Genomic DNA, 19,532 nt, shown 5'->3' with positions numbered 1-19,532 from the left:
CTTGGCGCCCGACCGTGCGCAGGAATTCCAGGCCCGACAGGCCTTGGGCGGTGTCGAGGGCAAGGCCGGGGTCGCGGCTGTAGGTGCGCGTCCGCTCGATCGTGCCGGTCGTGGTGTCGGTACGGGCGTGCGGGGCTTAGGACACGAGGGGTCCTTCCGGTGGGCCGTACGGACTCCGCGCGCCGTCAGCGGTGAAGGTCTCGTTACCCACGACGTGGAGGAAGGCGAGGCGTTCGGCGGCGTCGGTGCCGGGCTGGGGGCGATGGAGGAAGAGGCGGTTGCCGGTGTTGGGGCTGAGGACGACGTCGCACTGGAGATCGAGACGGCCGGCCCGCGGGTGGAGGAGCGTCTTGCGCGTGGAGCGCACGAGCGCGACTTCACCCAGCTCCCACATGGCCGCGAACTCCGGGCTCCTCTTGAGGAGCTCGTCGACGAGGGCCTGCCCGGCAGCGTGGTGGCCGTGCCGGTAGACCGCCGCGCGCAGGTCGGCGACAATGACGCGGCCGAGCACCTCGTGATCCTCCTCGAGGTAGATGCCACGCACCTCGGGCCGGGTGAACCAGGCCCAGGCGCCGTTGCCCTCACAGCCGGGAAGGCCGGCCAGAGGACCGAGAAGGGCCATGGCCATGGGGATTTGTATGACGACGGTTCCGAAGTCGTCGACGATCTGGGCCGGTGTGTCCTTGAGTGCGTCCAGGACGTGCATCAGGCCGGGGTCGGCGTAGCCGTCGGTGGCCGGGTCCTGCGGGGGCTGGTAGCCGGGCGACCGCGTACAGGTGGTCGCGTTCGTCAGTGGACAGGCGCAGGGCCCGGGCGAGGGAGGCCGGTGTGAGTAGTTGCGGTACAGAAAGTGCCGCTGAGATTGATCATGTTGGAATTGGCCTACCTCGTCGGCGCTTCGAGCTGACGGGGCACGGCGCCAGCGCGCAGCTCGCGCAGGTCCGGGATGTGGTTGTAGAGGGTGCCTGGGGAGACGCCCAGCAGCTTGGCGATCGAGGTGATCGAGCGGCCGGGGGCAGGCAGCAGATCGCGTGCGGCGCGGATGACTTCCTCGGTGGCGACGCTCGGGCGCCCGCCGACCCGGCCGCGCTCGCGGGCGGCGGCCAGGCCCTCGTTTGTGCCGATGACGATGAGCTCGCGGATGAACTGGGCCAGCGCGGCGAAGACGTGGAAGACGAGCCGGCCGCCGGGGGTGGTGGTGTCCAGGTTCTCGTGCAGCGAGGTGAAGCCGATCCCACGCTCGCGCAGTTCGGCGACCATGTTGATGAGGTCCTGGAGGCTGCGGCCGTAGCGGTCCAGACTCGGGACGACGAGGGTGTCGCCGGGGTCGAGGAAGGCGTGGCACGCCTTCAGTTCGGGGCGGAGTGCGTTCTTGCCGGACTTCTTGTCCGCGAAGATCTTCCGACACCCGGCGGCGGCGAGCGCGTCGAGCTGCCGCTGCAGCTTCTGCCCGCTGGTCGAGGCAAGGCTCTGCGGAACCGGGTGGCCTCCCAGAGCGATCTTCAGAAAACGAAGGTTTCTTGAAGATCGTCACGCGCGTGGGGCCGTATCGATCGGCGTGGTGGCCCCCGGGATGGCTTCAGCGGTGCCGCGTGCCTGCCAACTGCCGACTCTGGCAGCGCCTGGCAGCACGGGAACCGTCCGACCGCCCCCACCTCACGCTCCACTCGCACGGGTTCGCGTCAGCGCCGCGAACCCGTGCGAGTGGAGCGTGCTACTCGTCCGCCAGGTCGCGCTGCAGGCGGGCGACCAGCGCCTGCAGCCGCCGGCGCATGTCGCCCGGTTCGAGCGTCGGGCTCATCGTGCCGTGGGTGGGAACGACCCGTGCGAAATTGAAGCCGTCGAGCCGCTGGAGTGAGCCGACCTGAGCGGGCCAGGAGTACCAGCACACGGACGGTTCTGCGCTGAGGTCATGACGATAGGGGTCCCAGCCGAGTGAGTCGCCGGTGAACAGGGTTCCGTCGTCATTCAGGTACATAACGTGTCCCTCGGTGTGCCCGGGGGTGGGGATCGCCAGCACGCCGGCGGCAACCTCGCAGGTCTCGGCACTTCTCAGGATCCGGCCTGCGAATGGGGCGGCGTCAGCGTCGGCGGCATGGATGACCACTTCAGAGCCGAATGCATCGGCATAGCGCTCGGCGTCGCCGACGTCGTCGCGGTGCGTCAGCAAGATCGCCGTGATTCCACCGAGCGATTCCATCCAGGCGCAGAGCGACGGGGTGAAGCGCGGCGCGTCGACGAGGAGGTTGCCCTCGGTGCGCTGCACGAGGAATGCGTTGCCGCCTGCGGTTTTGGGCGAGTTCGAGCCCGTCCGCCAGGTGCCGGGTGTGATCTCCAAGGGGTGGTGTCGCCGCCACGTCACGCCGGATTCGGTGCCGATCGACCGTGACGGGCACACCTCGGCGGCGAGCTGTGCCTGCAGGATCTCGTCTTCGGTGGCCGGCTGGCGGGTCATGACGAAATGCTCGCCGTCGGTTGCCAGCCCGAACAGCGTGGGCGCGAGCGAGACCGAACCTCCGCAGCCGATACAGCGGTCGTCGACGAACCAGTCTCCGGCCACGTTCTCAGGGTGACGCCGGTCTCCGCGGGCCATCGCCGTTCCTCCTCTGAGCAAAGGTCACCAGGGGGACAAACGTATCACCTAATGGAACATTGATGTTCCATTAACGATCAGCGATGTAACCTATTGGGGTCCGGTAGTACAGTGACCAGCATGAAGGAGCCTGGCCCCGAGGCCGCAGGAGCACGAACGCGCAGTCGTACACGCCACGCCATCCTCAGCGCGGCCGCCTCCGTGCTCGGCCGTGACTATCACGCCACGCTGGCGGATATCGCAGACGCCGCCGGCGTCGGCCGCACGACACTGCACCGCTACTTCTCCGACCGCACCGGGCTCATCAGCGCAGCCATCGAGGACTCCATCGCGGCGATCGATGAGTCGGTGGCCGGCGCGGCCATCGACCAGGGCTCCCCCATCGAGGCGATGCGCAGGCTGGTCACGGCGATGGTGGCGGTCGGCGACCGGCTGGTATTCCTCTTCGGCGATCCACGCGTTCTGGAAGGCCGCGGCGCAGCAAAGACACCGGAGCCTCTCGATGACCCGGTGCTCACTCTCATCAAGCGCGGGCAAGCCGAAGGCGCCTTCGACCCGGACGTCACTCCCGCCTGGATCCAACGTGTGCTCTGGTCGCTGGTGTACACCGGGTACCAGGACGCCGAGGCCTGTGGGCTGCCGAGGCACGGCATCGTCTCCGCTGTCATCCGCACGCTCGAAAACGGTATCCATACGTCGAATCCGGAACACCATCAGGCATGAGCCGCGAACTCAGCCGTCCAACAGGTCAGAATGATGGCGCCCCACGTCCGAAGAGGCCGAGAGCGATCCGGCGGCGAGTCCAGGTGCAGTCCTCGTCAGCCTTCGTCGTCCGCGTCGTCCTCGAAGGCATCCGGGTCCCGGAGGGGACGCAGGCCCTGGCCGGGGCCGCTGGCTGTGATGTTGAACAGGTAGCGGCCCAGGAAGTTGATGTGCCGGTCCTTGAGCGGGGAGAGGCGGGCGAGGTCCTCGTCCTTGATGTCGTGGCCCTCTGTGCGGAGCTGGGCGACGACGGCGTCCAGGTAGCGTGTTCCACAGGACCACGGCGTTGAGGACCAGGCCGAGGGCGGCGAGCTGGTCTTATCCGAACTAGCCCAGCTCGGCGGCAGGTCCGCCTGTGAGCCGTCGTTCACCACGGAAAGTAGTCGTGAAGAAGTTGAGTGGACGGGTTCCGTCGGGCGTGTCGTGCATGTCGTCCGCACGCGCTTCGCGGTCTTACTGGGAGAACGCGTAGGTCCGGACGGGGTCGAGGTGCAGTTCGAAGGGCCCGAAACAGTCGGCCACGAGGGTCGCGACCGGAGCGCCGCAGGGGCAGGCCCGGTTGAGTCCCTCGTCGCCTGTCGGTCCGCAGCACCCACTGCTGTTCTCCCAGTTGGGCAGTGGCTGAAGGCTGGCGGCGTCATCAGGGTGCACCAGCACTGTGTGTCGGCTGCCGGCCGAGATGACGAAGCCTTCTTCACGGCAGACCACAGGTCCGCGCGACTGAGCTGGCTTCGGGTCCTCCTGATCGTCCTGCATGACGTAGGGAGGTCCCCAGGGCTCGGGATCGATCGCGTAGTGGCCCTGCGGAACGGTGGAAGGCGCCCGGCGTGTCTCCTTGTCCCGGTCACGCTCGTCGTCGGAGACCTCAGGGACGGCGGCAAGCTCGGCCAGCTCCGGCGTGATCGCGGTGCCGCACTTGGAACAGAGGAAGACGGTCATCCCCTCGTTGTAGTGCTCAGGACTACCCCTTCGCATCCTCGCTTCGCTGCTCGGAGTCGATGCGCGCGACGACGCCACGGAGATCGGGCATGCCCAGGTGGACGGTGGTGTGCCAGACCGCGAGGTCGCGCATGGCGGCGAGCTTCTGCTCGGCGGCAGCGAGGCTGGCCTCGATCGCGGCGACCTCGCCGAGCCATCCCTGTTCCTTGGCCTCCTGGAGCCGGTCGAGCAGGTTCGCGTGGATCTCCTCCAGGCGGGGCATCTGCTCGGGATCGGGCCGCAGGACAGGGCAGCGGATGCAGGCATGTTCATGGACGCAGGGGGTGCCGAAGTCGCGTGCGCAGACGCCGAGGGCGACCTTCCGCAGCTCGAAGTGGGCGAGGAAGTCCTGCCACTCCTGTGCGGTGGGCTCGCGGTACTCCACCCCGGGTCGCAGCGCCCGGCGGCGGGCGATGAAGGACCGGTGGTGGTTGATGACGTCCTCGGGATAGATCGCTAATGGTGGAGTCGGGTATTGGAAGTGTCGGAATACCTCGGTCAAGGGCGTGGTCACGTCCAGAAGAAGAAGCGATCGAACCAGCTCGTTGCGTGGGAGCGGAGGTTCATCACGCCGTCGTAGTTGGCCCATGCCAGGTGTTCGGGGATGGTGATGTAGCCGAGTCCGCTGAGAACGCCATTGATGCGTCTGTGGTCGTTGAGGTCGAGTAGGTAGCCGGTCTCCTCCTTGTCGTAGCTCATGGGGTTGCCAAGTGTGATGACGGCAAGGTCCCCGAAGTTGCTGACGATGATCGTGATGAAGTCGGCGCTGGCCGTCGCGGCGACGGGAATGGTGATCCGTCCGTGGTAGCTGGCCTCCTGCACATCGCGCTCGACGGTGCTGGTGCAGGCGAATTGCTCGTCGATGTCGGCAACAAGCCGGTTGAACCGTGCCCGTGCCGTGGCGTGGTCGTAGTCTCGGGGGAACTCGGCGTCATCAGATTCATCGAGTTCACGCAGGAGAGTCCAGAGGTGCTGCTGATCGGCGTTCATGATCCATTCCTGATCGGGTCGGACTGGCTGTTCCGGCTGCTGACATCGGCGGCGTAGGCGGCCCAGTCCCCGGCGGATGCCTTCTGCCACTGGACGGCGACCTTGATGTGGACGCCGAGCATCCGGGCGAGGATCGCGGCGGGAAGCTCGGTTGCGAGGGTGAAGAGCGCAGTGGACCGATCTTGTTTGGGCCGAATCCCGATGTTGTGGAGGCGCTTGCCGATCTGGCCGTCGGTGAGGGGGCGTCCTGGCTGCCCGCCCGGGAACAGCCAGGGGCAATCGTCTGGAGTGCCGATCTTGGCCTTGCCGCGGCGGGTCGCGGCGAGCTCGCGGACCAGGCTGGCGAGCGGCGAGGGGAGGACGACCGGCGAGCTGCCGAATGTGATCGTGACGGTGCCCCCGTCAATGTGGACGTCGTCGACGGTGAGCTGGCTGATGGTGGAGATCTTCTGTGCATAGAGGACCAGCAGCAGTCCGGCGACGCGGTCCGGGGCCGCCAGCGTGTCGTCGTTGAGGAGGCGTCGGGCGTCGGCCCAGCGTTTCTCGCTGTCGATGACGCCCTGCGGGCCTTTCCAGCGGACGGTGCCGTAGGTGAGTCCGCGGGCATGCCGATTCTGTACCGACCAGCGCACGAAGTGGCCGGTCTCGTCGCGGTAGCTGACCGTGGCATCGGCCATCCATCGTTCCAGGTCCGGCTGGGTGCACGTCTCCAGCGTGAGTCCTTCGCGGTTGAGCCAGGTCAGGAAGCTGTCGGCTGCGGTGACGTGGCAGCGAACGTTCAGATCCTGGAGCCGAGTCGTGTGGTCTTCGCCGAGGCGTCTCCGGAGCCGGCGCATGTGGTGCCAGACCGCATAGCCGTGCAGGATCCGGCGCTCGGCGAGATCGGCGCGGGCCTGGACTGTCTCGGCGGTCCATTCCGAAGCCGGCGTCCACCGCATGGCCATCATGAAGCGGCACGCGGACCTGAAGAACGAGTTCTACGAGCGCGTCCGCAACGAGACCCGCCAGGTCCCGGAGACGGAGAAGCAGCTGCGGGCGACCGTCGCCAAGCTCAAGAAGACCATCTCGAATCAAAAGACCGAGATCGAAGAGCTCCGCCAGCTGGTGACCCGCCTGACCCTCGCCAGCGCTGTTCTCACCCAGGGAAGGAGCATGCCCACAGAACCCGTCCCGACCCACGACAACGTCATCGCGTTCCGCCCGCCCACCACCAGCTGAGATCGACATGACCAGGCGGGTCCTGCCGCCCCAGGGACAGCAGCCTCGATCTTGCGGGCCGGCAGGCCGTCGGCTGGACCCACCCCCGCCCTCGGCCATCCAGGCCCCCACACGCATGCCTGGGCCCCGGTGGTCACCGGGGCCCAGGCTCGTTGATGCACATCCGCCGCGTTATTGATCGCCGGGAGTGACCCTCCGACGCCGTCTGGTCTGCCCGGTGGCCTGGGGCGGCTGGGGGCGGATGACCTCGCGGACGAACGACAGGAAGCGGTCGAGGACCTTGAACGCGTTCTTGCGACGCTCCGGCTGGCTGGACCAGACGGAGGCCACCGCCAGAAGCAGCAAGACGACGACGCCAAGCACGACGCCGCCGCCGAGCAGACCAACGGCCAGCGTCACAGCAAGAGTGTTGTGAGACACCACCGCGCTAGTGGTGAGCCCAGCGGTGGCTGCGAACGGGAGGAAGGTGCGGATCACGGCTGGTCCCCTCAGGGTCAGTCACCCCAACAGCGGGTGGTCTCTTTCAGACCACCAGCCCGAACAGCCATTCGGCGAGCATTCCGGATGAACCCGGACATCACCGCTCCTAGGCTTGATCCATCAGAGGCTGCAGCCGACGCAAGGGACACCGCATGCGAACGGCAGACGACCCGAATGGTCCGATCCAGATCGTGGCATCGGCACTTCGCGAGCTGAGAGCACTTGCCGGCCAGCCATCCCTCGACCAGCTGGTGCGTCTAACCAAACAGCAAGGGCCGCGCTGGGCGATGCCCAGATCCACCATCAACGACAAGCTGAACGGAACGACCGCGCCAAAGGCCGAGCAGGTCCTGGCACTAGTCAGGGCATTCCGCGACTACGCAGCCGCTGCAGGGAACCCGCTGCCGAGCGAGTTCTGCGAGGAGGGCAGATGGCACAGCGAATGGCTCGGGATGAAGCAAGCCCTCGCCGATCCGCAAAGTCACAACTACTGCGGCACGGTGGCCCAAGAGATCCTGGCGGCCCGCCAAGGCCCTGCGGAAGGCACTGCCCCTTCGGCCGCACCTGCGGAGCCCTCGAAGACGACCCGGCTCGAGGATCTGATGCGGACGGTCGGACCTGAGACCCTTGGCAGAGAGCTGCCGCCGAAACATGCAGCAGCCCTGGCCAAAATGCTTCGAACCGCTGGCCGGACAGTGGAACTAGATCAACTACTTACAGCGGCTTCGGCACGCTCCGCACAGGCCGTCCTCACGCTGAGCGAGGACGCAGGACTCGAAATCGGCGGGCGCCTCCTCCGTCTCGTCCTGAAGGACACCTCGATCACGCGCATGGCGGCTCTGGTGAAGGAAGCCGAGCACCACCATCCCGAAGAGGCGGTGGGATTGATCCACCTCGGCGTCCAGCATCGCCCCGTCCCAGAGGTTGTGAGCCTGATCGAGACACTTCACTCCGACGGGGGATCGCCGTTCATCGGGGAAATTCTCTCCGCCGTCCTTCGAGGACGCTCGGCGCCGAGAGTGTCGGAGTTCCTTAGCCGTCTCAGAGCAGCAGGGCTGCGGGATGACGCCGACGTATTGCTCTACTTCATCGGTCTTTCCCACGACGAGGGCTGGCTACTGGAGGTAATCACTCGCTTGAAGGAAAGGCGTCGCTACGCAGACGCCAGGAGGCTGCGAGCTGTGATCGAGCCTCGATGGTGGCGGCGTCCGCCAACCCCAGTGTGATTCTTCGAGCCTCAATGGTCCCCGGGCGGCCACTCCAGAACTGAACAGATTGACTTGACAGGGAACGGACCGGGAGCGAAAGCGCTCTGCATCCTCTGCTGGACCGATGTCGAGGCCGCCCGCGCCAAGGCCCCGGCGATCAGTTGATCCCGCCGGCCCTCTCCTCACACCGGAGCTGCCCCTGCAGTGCGGGGCGACGCTTCCGGGCGAGCAGCGGGCCACATCGTCCATCGGGTGGCCGTTATGGTGCGGGAATGCCCGAGATGATCTCCGTCGTTCCGGCGAGCGCCGCCGACCCCGCCAAGCGGTATCTCCTCGCCCGGCTCAGGCGCAGCACGACCGCGCTCGAGGTCAGGATCAGTGTCCATACGCTGGCGTGTCCGGTGGTGCCGCAGGACGGCAAGGCCGTGATCAGCAGCGGAGAGTGGGAAGTCCTCGAGGTCCCGGCCGCTGTGGTTGCCGGCCGGCTGGAGGATGCCGAGCAGCGGGGTGTGGTGGTGCTGACCTCCTGCCGGCGGTGCGGCGGCTGGCCGTCGGTCTCGCCGAGCGGGTGAACTTCTCGGCGTCGCCCTCGTCGGGGCTGTCGCTGCGGGTGATGGCAGCGCGGATCGCGTAGGAGTGGAGGGTGGAGCTGTCGCCTCCGATCCAGCCGATGCTGGCCCGGCCCGTTGAGGAGCTGCCTCGCGCCACAGCTGCCGGGCAGGCCCTCTATGAGCAGAAGGCCGACGGCTTCCGCGCCGTGGTGTTCGCCCGGCCGGTGCCGTTCATTCAGTCGCGGCGCGGCGCTGATCTGGGGTCGGCGTTCCCGGAGATCGCCTGGGCCGCGTCCGCTCTCGGCGTCGAGGCGGTCATGGACTCCGAACTGGTGGTGTGGAATGAAGGCAGGCTCGACTTCACGGCTCTGCAGCACCGGGCCCGCCAGCGGGGGCCGACCGCCGTGCGCGCCGCCCGGCAGCAACCGGCCCACCTGATCGTCTTCGATCTGCTCGAACTCTCCGGCACTGTGCTCCTCGACCAGCCCCTGCACGAGCGCAGGGCGGCCCTTGAGGACCTCTTCGCCACCCATCGGCTGTCCGCCCCGTGGGCGTTGTGTCCGCAGACCGCTGACATCGAGACCGCCCGGACCTGGCTCTCACCCGCCTGGGGAGCAGCCAGCATCGAGGGCATCATGATCAAGGATGCAGCCTCCCGGTACCGCCCTGGTCAGCGCGGCGGCGGATGGCTGAAGCTGCGGGCGCGAACGACCGAGGACGGGATCATCGCGGGCGTGACAGGCCCCGTACGCTCGCTGCACAGCCTGCTCCTGGGCCGGTACGACACGGCCGGACGTTTGCGCTTCGTCGGCCGCACGACGCCGCTCTCCGCCCCCGCTCGCCGCGAGCTGGGGGCGGTACTGGTCCCGGGCGGGCCTGAGCATCCGTGGGCGGGGGTTCGGATCAGTGCCGGGTGGGGCAGCAGGGAGGACCTCCGGTACGACACCGTTCAGCCGGACACTATCGCCGAATACCGCGCCGACACAGCAGAAGAAGGCGGCCGGCACCGGCACCCCGTGCGGTACCTGCGCATGCGCAGTGACCTCACCCCCGCCGACATCGAGCCGCTGAGCACCGGCTGAAGGCCGCGCATGCCGCCGTGCCCGTTTGCTGGGTGCCGCCCGTCCCTAGGCAGCACCGACCTTGGCGGCCTCCACCTTGCGGCGGTATTCCTCCCACTCCTCCATCCACTTGACCGACTTTGGCGGCCACACGTTCGGGTAGTCGGCCGCCCCCAGAACAAGATCGGGATCAGGTCCGGTCTCGGCGACAGCCGCAGCCCTCGGGACGTCGTACTCAAGGAACGACCGGACATGATCGGCGAAAGGAAGCAGCTGGCCAGTGGTGTCGAGGGGCAGATAGGTGGGCCTCCACGCGGGCTCGTGGACAAGACCTGGCCACGTCAGCGCCAGGACCCTCAGCGACGCATCCGCCATGTCCTGCTGGACATGATCGTGCTCTCCCTCGATATGCCACGGCCGGCGCGCCGTGACCAGGACAGCCATCTCCAGCTGCACCCACCCCTCCGGCAGCCCCGGCCACTCTTCGAAAACGGCCTGCACCGCCACCTGCGCCCGGGCGGAGTACATCTCACGGGCCTCGCGCCGCACCAGGACCACCGCGCTGCTGGCCACGTTCACAGCCACCGTTTCCTCAAGCGTGGGCTGGTGGGGCTCAAGGAGTCCGCCGTAAGGCAGGAAGGGAGCGAGTGGCATGGAGCTGTGGACTGTGGTCCGCTTGCTGCTGGTCGCGGCGTCGACGATTCTGGCGGCCTGGGTGTAGCGGGCGCCTGTACGGCGCATCTCTTCGCGGATCGCACGGGTGCGGGCCTGGCGGTGCTGGCGGTTCAGGGCGGAAATCGGTCTCACTCCACAGGCGGCAACCAGGTCCCACGCACGAGGTCGCCACAAGAGCGGACGGGCACAACGAGTACGCGATGAGTCGTCGACAGTCTTGTCCGCAGGGACCGGCGTGGGCGGTGGTCCTCGCAGAGGCTAGCGGACGCGCGCCGCCGCAGCCTGGATACTATTCCGACCAGCCAAGCTTGTCCCGAATTGCCCCGGCTGGCTCCATGGCGAGGGCGAAGCCGGGTCTCCCCACCGCGATGCTGCCCCCACCGCTTTCGTGGAGGAGAGCGCGGGAGCGCGCAGAAGTGCCTTCCATCCGGCCCCGCGCTCCTTTCGACGTCACCTGCCCCTCACGGGCACGGTCATGGCTGACCTGGACGTACCACCACAGCCGGACACCCGGCAGCCCCAGGCGGAAGCCGCCGGGGCCCCAGCCCCCGGCGGCTTCCCCGACATGTACGGCACAGGACCGAGCGCGGGCCTACCACTGCCCCGACCGGGCGAATGGGACCCGAGGCCCTGGCGTGGGAAGGCGCCCAGGACCGAGGCGGCCCGTAGCCGTAACGGCCGGCGGAGGGCCTGATGGTCCGGGTGCGGGTTCTCCCGGGGTACTTGCAGACTGGTCGTATGCCGCGAGCCATGTGGAAGGTGCCATCGGGTTTGGCCTGGTCAGCGTGCCTGTGGAGCTGGTGACCGCGGTCGAGGAGCACGACCTGCGGCTGCACCAGGTCCACGATGAGGACGGCGGGCGGATACGGCAGGTACGCACCTGTGAGGCCTGCGGCGAGACGGTCCCGTGGGAGAACATCGCGCGCGGCGTCGAGCGGGACGGCAAGCAGGCGGTCGTCACCGACGCCGATCTGGAGCAGCTCCCGGTGCCCTCGAAGCGTCTCATCGATGTCCTGGCGTTCGTGGACGCCGACCAGATCGATCCGCTGCAGCTCGACCGGCCCTATCTGCTGGCTCCCAGTGGGGCCGCGGCGACCAAGCCCTACGTGCTGCTGCGCGAGACTTTGAAGCAGACGGACCGGGTGGCGGTCACGAAGGTTGCCATCCGGTCGCGGGAGTCCTTGGCGCTGCTGCGGGTGCACGGCGACGTGCTGGCGCTGCACACCATGTACTGGCCGGATGAGGTGCGCAGCCCTGAGGGTCTGGCGCCGCCGGCGTCGGTGAAGGTTCGGCCGCAGGAGATCGCTATGGCTGCCAGCCTGCAGGAACGTCTCTCCGCCGATTTCGACCTCGATGCGCTGCAGGACTCGTACCAGGTGGCTCTGCGCGAGCTGGTGACAGCGAAGGCCAAGAGCCGTCCGCCGCAGGTGCCGGCGGAGACCGCGGCGGCGCCGTCGAACGTGGTGGACCTGATGGCAGCGCTCCAGGCCTCCATCGACCGCGCGGCCGCCGACGAGAAGGAGGCCGCCGCCAGCCCCGCGGGGAAGAAGAAGGCCCCGGTCAAGAAGACGGCGGCGAAGAAGGCCACCGCGGCAGGGCGGGGCGCGGGGAAGCGGTCGGCGGGCGGGCGGAAGAAGACCGGCTGACCCTCCCCAAAATCGCACAGCAGTGCGATGGTGGCGTGATGCCTGACTCTCCCTACCCCTACCCCGACGACCTCCTGGCCGCCCAGGAGGAGCTGCGCGCGGTGTACGCCCGCCTGCGCGCCCAGCTCGCTGAGACGCCCTGGTCCGTCGAGCCCATGCCTGGCTGGACCAGTGACCCGGACCGCGACCGCGGCCGGGGCTACACCAGCGAGCGCCCCGACAGTCCCGGCTGGACCCCCGAGCAGCAAGAGGCCGTCACAGCCCTGCGCGCGCGAGCCAGGGAGCTCGTCACGGCCGTGAGCACCCATCCGTTCTGGGACACGGTCGACCGCGGCGAGGTCGTGAAGGCCCGCATGGCGCTCAAGCACGTCCACGAGCAGGCCACGGACGAGGACGCCTCGCCGTCAGCGTGACCACGCCACGATCCGCCCATGACCAGTGAAGAGCCCCTCGCCGCGGTGGCGAGCGAGGAGATCCCCGAGCAGCCGCCCAGACCGCCGGTCCGGGTCTTCCTGCCTGACGGCCAGACGGTCATCTGCCAGCTGGACGGATGGGCGCAGACCGCCGCGGGCGAGTGGCTGTGCACCGTGACTCTGTCGGTGTGGTCGCACGTGCAGCTGGGCAGCGGCCGCGACGTGACCGAACCCTGCGAGATCGCCTTCGACGTGGCCGCCGCTCGGGTCTCGCGCCTCCCTGGCGTCTCCTACGAGGGTGTCCCCCGCCGCCGGCACCAGCTCGCCGTCGCCCGAGCCCGGACCGGCCGCCAGCCACCCCCGCCCTCGCCCTCTTCCGCGCCGGTTCCCGCCGCCGGGAACCCCGCTCCGGCACCACCGCGGCGCACTGCCCCGCAGCCGCCGCCCGGCGCCCAGGACGAAGAGGCCTGCACCGCGGGCGCCCAGCCGCAGACGTGGCCTCCGGTACGGGGCGACGGTACGGACCGCTGGATGATCCGGCGCCTGAGGAACCGTGGCGAGGGGATCCTCATCCACCACGAGGAGTGCTTCCTAGCTAGCTGACGAAGTCGGATTGCGGACGTGTGTGTCGCGTACTCTCTTGATCACTACCGGCCGTCTGGGTTGCGTGGTGACCTGGTCATGGGCCCAGGATTCCATGCCGGTCCGGTGCTTTCGCATTGAGGGGCAATCTTGTCGATCGTCCTGTGGGTGGCAATGGGACTGCTGCCGGGCTACTTCTTGCACCGGCTGGTGACGATCCTCAAGGTGCTGCTGCGCGGGCTCAAGACCGAGGCGGAGTGTGTGGAGGTGCGGATGTCTTCGGGCCGGGATGACGTCACCTATCACCACGTGTTCGAGTTCGACGCCGCCGACGGCCGGCGCATCCGGTTCTCCGAGGATGTCTCGCAGGGTATCGAGCGCGGCTACCGCACGGTCGTCCACTACGACCCTGCCAACCCCGAGCGCACGGCCACGATCGCGAGCCGGGAGGACCTGGCCCCCGTCCTTTTCCCGGCCTTCGGTGTGCTGATCGGCGGCTTCATCTGCCTTGCGAGCGCTGCGGCAGTGTTTGGCTCCTGAGGAATTCTTCCTCGAACCTGCGCTGTTCGAGGAAGACCTTCTCGTGCTCCGCCCGGCGTTCTGCGAAACGTGGCCACTTTTCCCCGTGACGACCTCGGTGAGCCACTGCCGGTCCGCTGTCTCCGAGGCGGACGCCGTGGTGGGAGCAGTTGCCGCCTCTGGCTGAGGCGCACAGCACCGGGCAGCCCGGGGTGCCGCGCGGCACCGTGAGGCGGGCCTTGGCGCACCCGTGGCTTCGGCGGCCCGCCGGTCAAGCGTGCTGTGCGGCCGCATCCAGGACCTCGAGCAGGGGCCTTCATTGAGGGCCGCGCCGGCCTCCGGCTGGTCCGCCGTGCTCGAGGAGTTCGGCGCCGGCGGAAGCGACGCCCCCCTCACTGGCCAGTAGGTCGGTGCGGTGCTGTTCGAGGTCGGTGACACCGTCGATGCCCGACTTGACGGTGTACTGGCGCACCCCGTCGGGGCCCCTCTCCTCGGACAGGATGCCGCTGTGTCCGACGAAGCCCCAGCTGCCGCCTGTGTAGAGGCCCTTGATCCTGCCGTCCACCGTCCCGACCACGTCGAAGGGTTCGCCGTACACTCGGAAGGTCCAGTGGGTCCGGTACCAGGCGTCCAGCTGCTCCTGGGCGGCCAGGAGGTGCTCGCCGCTCGGGTCCCGGGGATCGGCGACGAGCTCCTCAGGCCGGTCATCCCCGGTGGTAAGGGCGATGAGGCCCGACGCGTCGGCCTTGGCGCTGGCCGGATACGTCCGGCCGTGGTGGACCGCGTAGACCTTGGGGCGAAAGTGGTCAAACTCGTCCAGGCGCTGCACCAGGGCGTGCAGTGGCTGGATCAGATCCTCACGGTGCAGCTCCAGCTCGGTGACCTCGTTGCGCGGGAAGACGCCGTAGTAGGCGATGGCCAGGCGCTTGAGGTGTTTCTTGGCGAAGTGTTCGTCGGAGCCGAGGTAGTCGCCCGAGAGCGTGGTGGGTTTGGCGGCGGTGCACTTGAAGAGCTCGCCGTGCCAGCGGAACGTCCACGTCACGACGTCCCAGGCTTCCAGGCGCTCCGGCGCGACCGGGTATCCCACCGTCCCGTCGGCGGCCTCGCGCGGCGCGAGTTCTTCGGGTGCGGGACGGCCTGGCTCGGGTAGCAGCTCGACGTGTGGCCACAGACCCACAGCTCCACGGGCCCGATAGAGCTCACCGCGGAAGACGGCGACCTCGCCCCTGACTGGAAAGCGGAAGCCCGCAGGGTCAGTCATAGTCTTGTCCACAGCCTTTCCGGGGTTTGTTGTCGTGGTGCTGGCACCGGCCGGCAGAGCGGGCATCGAGGTGGGCCGGCATTCAATCGGCGACGCCGAGGACACCCGCGCAGATGGGCAGGTCTCGGCCATTCCAGATTCGTCTACGCAGGCGGGGGCGGCCGTCTTGAGAGGCAGTCACGCAAGCTGGTCCGGTTCATGCCGACGTGAACGTGGGCTCCAGCCGGAGCACGGCTCGCGTGTCAGCCTCGGCCCTGTTCGACCCATACCGTCTGTTCGGCGAGAGAGTTCAGGGGGTAGGCGTCCACGTCCTCCAAGCGCACGTCCGGCTGATTCTCGGCGATGCCGGCCCGGAATTCCGCGGCCCACTGGGGGTTGAGCCGGTCCAGCACTTCGAGCTGCTTGGCCAGACGGCCGATGCCCAGATCCTGGTGAGGGAAGTGCTGCCGCATCTGCAGCTCCCAGCCGAAGGCCGCGCCCCGGGCAGTGTCGAGGGCAACCCAGTGCAGGAGCTCCTCAAGGCTTTCCGTGGTGCGATGCTCGCTCAGCAGACCACGCTCCCTCACGGCCCAGTGGAACACACCGTCATCCACGACGACGTATGGCTGACCATCATGCGAGCTGAAGGCGATCATGTCGCGCGCCTTCCACCCGTCCAGCTTGGCGGCCATGCCCTCGACAGCGGCTACGACATCCCTAACCCTTATCGTCATGCAGACGATTATTGCATGCGCTGACCCTGGCTACCTTCGCGCCTGGGAGTCGCTACAAACGGCGGAGACGTCCGAGCCGCCTGCAGACCGCCACGCGTGGTGTCGGGTTGGGCTCGGCGGTGCGGCAACTGGAGGACACGCGGGCAGCGGAGGAGCAAGCGGTCCTGATCTCTACTCCACCCCCTGGGCGCGCAGCAGTGACCGCAAACGGATGGCCGCTCGCACCTTCCGTCAACCGCCACATCAGCCCGGGTGCACTGCAGCCCAGGCAACGGCCGTGGCACCCCGGAGCCCCTCGCCACGGCGTCACCGCGCCGGCTCAGTGGCCAGCATCCGGACTCCCCGGAGCCTCACAGGGAAGCTGTGAGGGCGCTCTGCGGGAAGTTAACACCGACGCCTGTGATGGCAATCTGTGTAGGTTTCAGATCATGGACATGCCGCATCAGCAGACGAGCGCCCCGCACGGACAACCCCCGGCCCCGCCCTCCGACCCTGCCGCAACCACGACACCCGTGTGGAGACGTGGCTGGGTGCCGGTGGTGGCGGGTGCTGCCGTCGCCTCGGTGCTCTGGGGTGGGTTCTTGACACTGTCGGGCGACTCCTCCACGGACACCCGTGGTTACAAGGTCAGCTCCAACCTCTGCGACGACGCGCCTGCCGAGGCGCCTACTGTCCGTGTTTCAGGTACCGGGGACTTCGATATTCGCCCTGCAGAGAATGTGTATCGTCGGAGTGTTCACTTCAAGGTGTGCGCCTGGGGAGGCACAATCCCCAGCACCGGATGCGGTCCACGCCAAAGAATCACTTTCGGCTAGAAAAGGAACCTGGCGAGCGTCACGCTCCCTGAGTGCCTCAGTCCTCGTTGGAGCGTTATTGCCGCTGGCATGTTTGTTGAGGGCTCGGGGGGCGTGTGCATACTGCTGGGCATGATGTCCCAGTTCGGCGCCCGAATACATCTGCTGGTCACGTTCGTGCTGGTGACCTGTGCAGCGGCGGGCGGAGCCTGCTTCGGTCTTCTGCTGGACGGCCGGCTGACGGGGTTGATCGCCGCGGGTGTAGCGGGCCTGGGTGCGGGGATCGGGTCGTTGGTGGCCCGGCGCCAGGTGGCGGCCTTCTTCGGGGACGAGGCTGTCCTGGCTGATGGGTATGCGGAGGGGATAGCCGACGCGGTCCTGGTGAGCATCGCGACCTATCAGGCGGCCGTTTCCCCTCTGACCCCTGCAGGGGTACGTGAGGAGGAACGCGAAGCCCGCCGAACTCTCGCCTACCGGGTCTGTGCTTACGACGGCCTGCCGCTGCGGGTGCGGGTTGCGGCGGCCGGAGCACTGGAAGCCATCGACCGGGGCCAGGACGTCGAGGATGCTCAGGCGGCGGTGAGCGCTCTGACGCTGACGGTCTATGAACACCGCACCAGCCGCTGAGCTCAAGGCCCGGTAACAGGGATCGTTGGCCCTGGGACGCTTGTGGCGGGTGAGCGGCTTTTGATCACCATTTGCCATCCCGGTGCCCGGCGGGCCGTGCAGGGGTAGCATCGCGGCTCACACTGGGCAACCGGAGCGAGGACAGCCTCATGTCTGACACTGCCACTTCCCTGACAGACCAGTACACGGCTCAGATCACCGCGGACATCGCGCGTGTATCCGAGGAACGAGAAAAGGTCCGTGAGGAAATCGCTGGACTGCAGCAGCGCCTGGAGACGCTGGAAGCCGACCATCGGCAACTGCTGCAGATGCAGAGCGCCCTCACCAGCGCTCCGGCCACGGTAGTGGAGGTATCTTCGGGGCGCCCCGGCGGCCGGAAGAAGAGCGTGAAGGTTCCCCGGCCGCGCGCATCGCAAGCCCCTGCGCGTGCGCGCGCCGCTCGCCCCGAGGTGAAGGTAGGCCGGACGGAGGCCACATGGGGTGAGATCGTGCTGTCGTACCTGACCGGGCAGCAGGGTCCGCAGTCCGTTGCTGAGATCACCAACGGCGTGATCGCAGCTCATCCAGCGCGAAAGGTGCAGGCGACCGTATTGCGCAACACGCTGGAAGGGCTCGTCGCCCGGGGCAGGGTGCAACGCGCCAAGCAGAAGGGGTCGGTCACCTACAGCATGGTCGCCCACGAGGGCGCAGCGGAGCAGGCTGGGCCAGAGCAGGTGCCCGCTGGGTCTTCCGAACCGGCATAGCGGCCAGAGACGACGCTGGTACCGGGCCGGGGAGATGGCGGAGGGGGCCGCTGTGCTGTCCTTTCCCCCACGAGGGCATGCGCTACCGCGGAGGGAGGCGCTGGTAGTTATGCCAGGTCTGCCGGGATGCGTTTGTCCTCGACGTGGATGATGCGAAGTTCCGCTCCGTCCTGATCGCGTTTGGAGCGTCCGCAGAGGCCGACAGCGAGTTCGGACTGCTCGCCCGGCTCATCAGGGCCGACGTAGGTGAGGATGTCGCGGTGGTGCCCGGTGACGGCCCATCCTTCAGCGTCCCTGAGGTCGATCACTGCGAAGTCTCCTGCCGGTGCCCCGGCGTGCACAGGGCCGAATTCCTTCAGGATCTTTGTGGCTTGTTCCGCAAGGTCGTCGTCCGGGGCGGGTAGCACGACACACGTGCCGTGTTCGAACAGCACCCACGACTTGCGGGGGTCGGTGAGAAGCTGCTGCCAGATGTGGATGAGTATCTCGGTGTCCATAGTGATCATCATGGCGCAGGGTACTGACACCGAGACGTGAGCGGCTGCCAGCGCCAGGGCATGCTCGCCCGTCAAGACGCATCTGCCGACCCCGGGTCTGGATCTCGCCGACGCTGCCCGTGCTGCTTCTGCCGACCTCGGGCGCATCTGGGCGGCCTGGCGCGTGTATGGAGCTCAGGCGGCACCGAGGCGCATGTGCACACCATGTTCTGTTTCAGGTGCGCCGCCATACCCCCGCCGGCAACTGCGGGGCTGGCTGGCGCACCCCCGCGGTTTCGTCTTGTTGGTCCGCGTGGATGATGGCCCGGTGATGAACCTCAGCGACGCCCACGTGAAGGTCCACTTCCGGATGGAGGTGGACGAGAACGGCTGGCCGCCGGCGAGCGTCGAGAGTCTGTGGGCAGTGGATCTCGGCGACGGAACGGTGCGTCTCGACAATACTCCGTGGTTCGTCCGTGGGGTGGCGAGCGGCGATGTCATTCGCGTGGACATCGATGATGACGGCCTGCGCTGGGCCGGGGAGACCGTTCACGCCTCGGAGAACTGCACCATCCGGTTGATCGTGCTGAGGGACGGCGGCTCGGCTGCGGCCCGGCAGACCGTGCTGGAGACATTCCACCGGCTCGGCACAACCGGCGAGGGCATCGAGCAGTTCCGGATGGTCGCGTTGGACGTCCCACCGGAAGCAGACTTCCAGCGCATCCGCAAGCTCTTGGAACACGGTGACGAGAAAGGCTGGTGGCACTGGGAAGAGGGATGCGTCACTGCCGCTTGGAGAGGCAGTTCAGGAACTGCGAACGATTGAGCGCCGCCGAGCGGCCCGGGGTCTGCGGCCGGACACTGTGGAGAAGGCGGAACAGGGATCGGCCGTACATGACCTGCTTGATCGTCGAACAAGCATCGCCATGCGCGCACTGAGGGCTGGCACCCGATCCCTCTCCCACTCCTGAGGGGCGACCGGCAAGGTGGCTCTCGCTGCCGTCAACGCCGGCCGTACATTCCCGGTCCCGTTCCGTGAGCGGGCCATGGCGGGCAGGCTGGGCGCTGTCGGTCCCGGTCGGTCGCCTGGACGAGGTCATGTCGTCCGCAACGAGTCTCTGTGTGGGCAACACACCCGGTTGGGCGAGGCCGGGCAGCGCGGACGGGCAGGTCGTCGTAAGGTCGCGTTGCCCGCGGCGGACAGGACCCGCGGGCAACGGGCGGCCCTGCGCCTCTCGCACG

24 protein-coding genes and 1 pseudogene are annotated in these 19,532 nt (G+C 68.0%); 12 read left to right on the top strand and 13 right to left on the bottom strand.

What is annotated here, in order from left to right:
* Positions 1 to 136: 136 nt before the first annotated feature.
* The 3 genes from AS857_RS16605 to AS857_RS16595 all read right to left on the bottom strand — a co-directional run bounded on the left by AS857_RS16605 (position 137) and on the right by AS857_RS16595 (position 2,560).
* Positions 137 to 706 carry an MmyB family transcriptional regulator gene (locus AS857_RS16605; RefSeq protein WP_058043851.1) on the bottom strand — a complete coding sequence of 190 codons (570 nt, stop codon included), beginning with the start codon at positions 704 to 706 and terminating at the stop codon, positions 137 to 139.
* A 176-nt stretch (positions 707 to 882) separates the two neighbouring features.
* A complete protein-coding gene (locus AS857_RS16600) occupies positions 883 to 1,494 on the bottom strand; it encodes a recombinase family protein (protein WP_107105594.1) in 612 nt (203 codons plus the stop codon).
* A gap of 220 nt (positions 1,495 to 1,714) precedes the next feature.
* Positions 1,715 to 2,560 (bottom strand): 4Fe-4S domain-containing protein, encoded by an 846-nt coding sequence (locus AS857_RS16595; protein ID WP_160330259.1) that lies wholly within the window; start codon positions 2,558 to 2,560, stop codon positions 1,715 to 1,717.
* 153 nt (positions 2,561 to 2,713) lie between these two features.
* Between AS857_RS16595 and AS857_RS16590 the strand changes: the two genes are divergently transcribed.
* The gene (locus AS857_RS16590; protein ID WP_058044195.1) at positions 2,714 to 3,316 is read left to right on the top strand and encodes a TetR/AcrR family transcriptional regulator; all 603 of its coding nucleotides are present in this window, start codon (positions 2,714 to 2,716) and stop codon (positions 3,314 to 3,316) included.
* A 95-nt stretch (positions 3,317 to 3,411) separates the two neighbouring features.
* On the opposite strand, the pseudogene AS857_RS41460 reads toward AS857_RS16590, so the two are convergent.
* From AS857_RS41460 to AS857_RS16565, 5 genes and pseudogenes are all read right to left on the bottom strand, one after another.
* Positions 3,412 to 3,673, bottom strand: a pseudogene (locus tag AS857_RS41460) (Tn3 family transposase); the annotation flags it as partial.
* A gap of 135 nt (positions 3,674 to 3,808) precedes the next feature.
* On the bottom strand, positions 3,809 to 4,294 hold the full coding sequence (locus AS857_RS16580) for a hypothetical protein (RefSeq protein WP_058043847.1): 486 nt from the start codon (positions 4,292 to 4,294) through the stop codon (positions 3,809 to 3,811).
* Positions 4,295 to 4,316: 22 nt separating this feature from the next.
* A complete protein-coding gene (locus AS857_RS16575) occupies positions 4,317 to 4,847 on the bottom strand; it encodes a hypothetical protein (RefSeq protein WP_058043846.1) in 531 nt (176 codons plus the stop codon).
* Positions 4,844 to 5,323, bottom strand: a complete 480-nt coding sequence (locus AS857_RS16570; protein ID WP_058043845.1) for a hypothetical protein — start codon at positions 5,321 to 5,323, stop codon at positions 4,844 to 4,846. Before AS857_RS16570 ends, AS857_RS16575 begins: the two co-directional genes overlap by 4 nt.
* Positions 5,320 to 6,261 carry a site-specific integrase gene (locus tag AS857_RS16565; RefSeq protein WP_245699950.1) on the bottom strand — a complete coding sequence of 314 codons (942 nt, stop codon included), beginning with the start codon at positions 6,259 to 6,261 and terminating at the stop codon, positions 5,320 to 5,322. Before AS857_RS16565 ends, AS857_RS16570 begins: the two co-directional genes overlap by 4 nt.
* Here AS857_RS16565 and AS857_RS16560 point away from each other — a divergent pair.
* Positions 6,260 to 6,541, top strand: coding sequence for a hypothetical protein (locus AS857_RS16560; protein ID WP_420823937.1), 282 nt, complete (start codon positions 6,260 to 6,262; stop codon positions 6,539 to 6,541). The two genes, AS857_RS16565 and AS857_RS16560, sit on opposite strands and share 2 nt — an antisense overlap.
* Before the next feature lie 171 nt (positions 6,542 to 6,712).
* Here AS857_RS16560 and AS857_RS16555 read toward each other — a convergent pair whose 3' ends face one another.
* On the bottom strand, positions 6,713 to 7,018 hold the full coding sequence (locus AS857_RS16555; RefSeq protein WP_058043843.1) for a hypothetical protein: 306 nt from the start codon (positions 7,016 to 7,018) through the stop codon (positions 6,713 to 6,715).
* A gap of 155 nt (positions 7,019 to 7,173) precedes the next feature.
* Between AS857_RS16555 and AS857_RS39600 the strand changes: the two genes are divergently transcribed.
* From AS857_RS39600 to AS857_RS16540, 3 genes are all read left to right on the top strand, one after another.
* Entirely contained in the window at positions 7,174 to 8,247 is a 1,074-nt protein-coding gene (locus AS857_RS39600; RefSeq protein ID WP_144440857.1) for a hypothetical protein, read from the top strand.
* A 254-nt stretch (positions 8,248 to 8,501) separates the two neighbouring features.
* A complete protein-coding gene (locus AS857_RS16545) occupies positions 8,502 to 8,801 on the top strand; it encodes a hypothetical protein (RefSeq protein ID WP_144440856.1) in 300 nt (99 codons plus the stop codon).
* A 71-nt stretch (positions 8,802 to 8,872) separates the two neighbouring features.
* Positions 8,873 to 9,862 (top strand): ATP-dependent DNA ligase, encoded by a 990-nt coding sequence (locus AS857_RS16540; RefSeq protein ID WP_058043840.1) that lies wholly within the window; start codon positions 8,873 to 8,875, stop codon positions 9,860 to 9,862.
* A 45-nt stretch (positions 9,863 to 9,907) separates the two neighbouring features.
* Here the strand turns inward: AS857_RS16540 and AS857_RS16535 are convergent, their stop codons facing one another.
* Entirely contained in the window at positions 9,908 to 10,648 is a 741-nt protein-coding gene (locus AS857_RS16535) for a hypothetical protein (RefSeq protein ID WP_144440855.1), read from the bottom strand.
* Positions 10,649 to 11,268: 620 nt separating this feature from the next.
* Here AS857_RS16535 and ku point away from each other — a divergent pair.
* From ku to AS857_RS16515, 4 genes are all read left to right on the top strand, one after another.
* Entirely contained in the window at positions 11,269 to 12,162 is an 894-nt protein-coding gene (gene ku, locus AS857_RS16530) for a non-homologous end joining protein Ku (RefSeq protein WP_058043838.1), read from the top strand.
* Positions 12,163 to 12,200: 38 nt separating this feature from the next.
* A complete protein-coding gene (locus AS857_RS16525; protein ID WP_058043837.1) occupies positions 12,201 to 12,575 on the top strand; it encodes a hypothetical protein in 375 nt (124 codons plus the stop codon).
* A gap of 18 nt (positions 12,576 to 12,593) precedes the next feature.
* Positions 12,594 to 13,178 (top strand): hypothetical protein, encoded by a 585-nt coding sequence (locus AS857_RS16520; RefSeq protein ID WP_058043836.1) that lies wholly within the window; start codon positions 12,594 to 12,596, stop codon positions 13,176 to 13,178.
* A gap of 129 nt (positions 13,179 to 13,307) precedes the next feature.
* Positions 13,308 to 13,697, top strand: a complete 390-nt coding sequence (locus AS857_RS16515) for a DUF3592 domain-containing protein (RefSeq protein WP_144440854.1) — start codon at positions 13,308 to 13,310, stop codon at positions 13,695 to 13,697.
* A 295-nt stretch (positions 13,698 to 13,992) separates the two neighbouring features.
* Here AS857_RS16515 and AS857_RS16510 read toward each other — a convergent pair whose 3' ends face one another.
* Both AS857_RS16510 and AS857_RS16505 read right to left on the bottom strand, forming a co-directional pair.
* Positions 13,993 to 14,853, bottom strand: coding sequence for a hypothetical protein (locus AS857_RS16510; protein WP_058043834.1), 861 nt, complete (start codon positions 14,851 to 14,853; stop codon positions 13,993 to 13,995).
* A gap of 326 nt (positions 14,854 to 15,179) precedes the next feature.
* Complete coding sequence (locus AS857_RS16505; RefSeq protein WP_160330258.1) at positions 15,180 to 15,608, bottom strand: Imm63 family immunity protein; 429 nt, start codon at positions 15,606 to 15,608, stop codon at positions 15,180 to 15,182.
* A gap of 968 nt (positions 15,609 to 16,576) precedes the next feature.
* Here AS857_RS16505 and AS857_RS16500 point away from each other — a divergent pair.
* The gene (locus AS857_RS16500; protein ID WP_058044194.1) at positions 16,577 to 17,071 is read left to right on the top strand and encodes a hypothetical protein; all 495 of its coding nucleotides are present in this window, start codon (positions 16,577 to 16,579) and stop codon (positions 17,069 to 17,071) included.
* Positions 17,072 to 17,220: 149 nt separating this feature from the next.
* The gene (locus AS857_RS16495) at positions 17,221 to 17,814 is read left to right on the top strand and encodes a hypothetical protein (RefSeq protein WP_058043832.1); all 594 of its coding nucleotides are present in this window, start codon (positions 17,221 to 17,223) and stop codon (positions 17,812 to 17,814) included.
* A gap of 107 nt (positions 17,815 to 17,921) precedes the next feature.
* On the opposite strand, the gene AS857_RS16490 is transcribed toward AS857_RS16495, so the two are convergent.
* A complete protein-coding gene (locus AS857_RS16490) occupies positions 17,922 to 18,311 on the bottom strand; it encodes a hypothetical protein (protein ID WP_245699946.1) in 390 nt (129 codons plus the stop codon).
* 310 nt (positions 18,312 to 18,621) lie between these two features.
* Between AS857_RS16490 and AS857_RS16485 the strand changes: the two genes are divergently transcribed.
* Entirely contained in the window at positions 18,622 to 19,116 is a 495-nt protein-coding gene (locus AS857_RS16485) for a DUF4265 domain-containing protein (protein ID WP_058044192.1), read from the top strand.
* Positions 19,117 to 19,532: the final 416 nt, after the last annotated feature.

This window comes from Streptomyces roseifaciens (assembly GCF_001445655.1).
Lineage (GTDB): Bacteria > Actinomycetota > Actinomycetes > Streptomycetales > Streptomycetaceae > Streptomyces > Streptomyces aureoversilis.
Note: the sequence above shows the minus strand (reverse complement) of the source record. Positions and strands in the feature narration are given on the sequence as shown.

Bases quoted from the DNA above. Each gene is read 5' to 3' on its own strand.
- AS857_RS16500 (WP_058044194.1), top strand. From the start codon at position 16,577: ATGATGTCCCAGTTCGGCGCCCGAATACATCTGCTGGTCACGTTCGTG.
- AS857_RS16545 (WP_144440856.1), top strand. From the start codon at position 8,502: ATGCCCGAGATGATCTCCGTCGTTCCGGCGAGCGCCGCCGACCCCGCC.
- AS857_RS16570 (WP_058043845.1), bottom strand. From the start codon at position 5,323: ATGAACGCCGATCAGCAGCACCTCTGGACTCTCCTGCGTGAACTCGAT.
- AS857_RS16525 (WP_058043837.1), top strand. From the start codon at position 12,201: ATGCCTGACTCTCCCTACCCCTACCCCGACGACCTCCTGGCCGCCCAG.
- AS857_RS16565 (WP_245699950.1), bottom strand. From the start codon at position 6,261: ATGCGGTGGACGCCGGCTTCGGAATGGACCGCCGAGACAGTCCAGGCC.
- AS857_RS16485 (WP_058044192.1), top strand. From the start codon at position 18,622: ATGAACCTCAGCGACGCCCACGTGAAGGTCCACTTCCGGATGGAGGTG.
- AS857_RS16520 (WP_058043836.1), top strand. From the start codon at position 12,594: ATGACCAGTGAAGAGCCCCTCGCCGCGGTGGCGAGCGAGGAGATCCCC.
- AS857_RS16590 (WP_058044195.1), top strand. From the start codon at position 2,714: ATGAAGGAGCCTGGCCCCGAGGCCGCAGGAGCACGAACGCGCAGTCGT.
- AS857_RS16560 (WP_420823937.1), top strand. From the start codon at position 6,260: ATGGCCATCATGAAGCGGCACGCGGACCTGAAGAACGAGTTCTACGAG.
- AS857_RS16605 (WP_058043851.1), bottom strand. From the start codon at position 706: ATGCACGTCCTGGACGCACTCAAGGACACACCGGCCCAGATCGTCGAC.
- AS857_RS16490 (WP_245699946.1), bottom strand. From the start codon at position 18,311: ATGGACACCGAGATACTCATCCACATCTGGCAGCAGCTTCTCACCGAC.
- AS857_RS16495 (WP_058043832.1), top strand. From the start codon at position 17,221: ATGTCTGACACTGCCACTTCCCTGACAGACCAGTACACGGCTCAGATC.
- AS857_RS16505 (WP_160330258.1), bottom strand. From the start codon at position 15,608: ATGGCCGCCAAGCTGGACGGGTGGAAGGCGCGCGACATGATCGCCTTC.
- AS857_RS16580 (WP_058043847.1), bottom strand. From the start codon at position 4,294: ATGACCGTCTTCCTCTGTTCCAAGTGCGGCACCGCGATCACGCCGGAG.
- AS857_RS39600 (WP_144440857.1), top strand. From the start codon at position 7,174: ATGCGAACGGCAGACGACCCGAATGGTCCGATCCAGATCGTGGCATCG.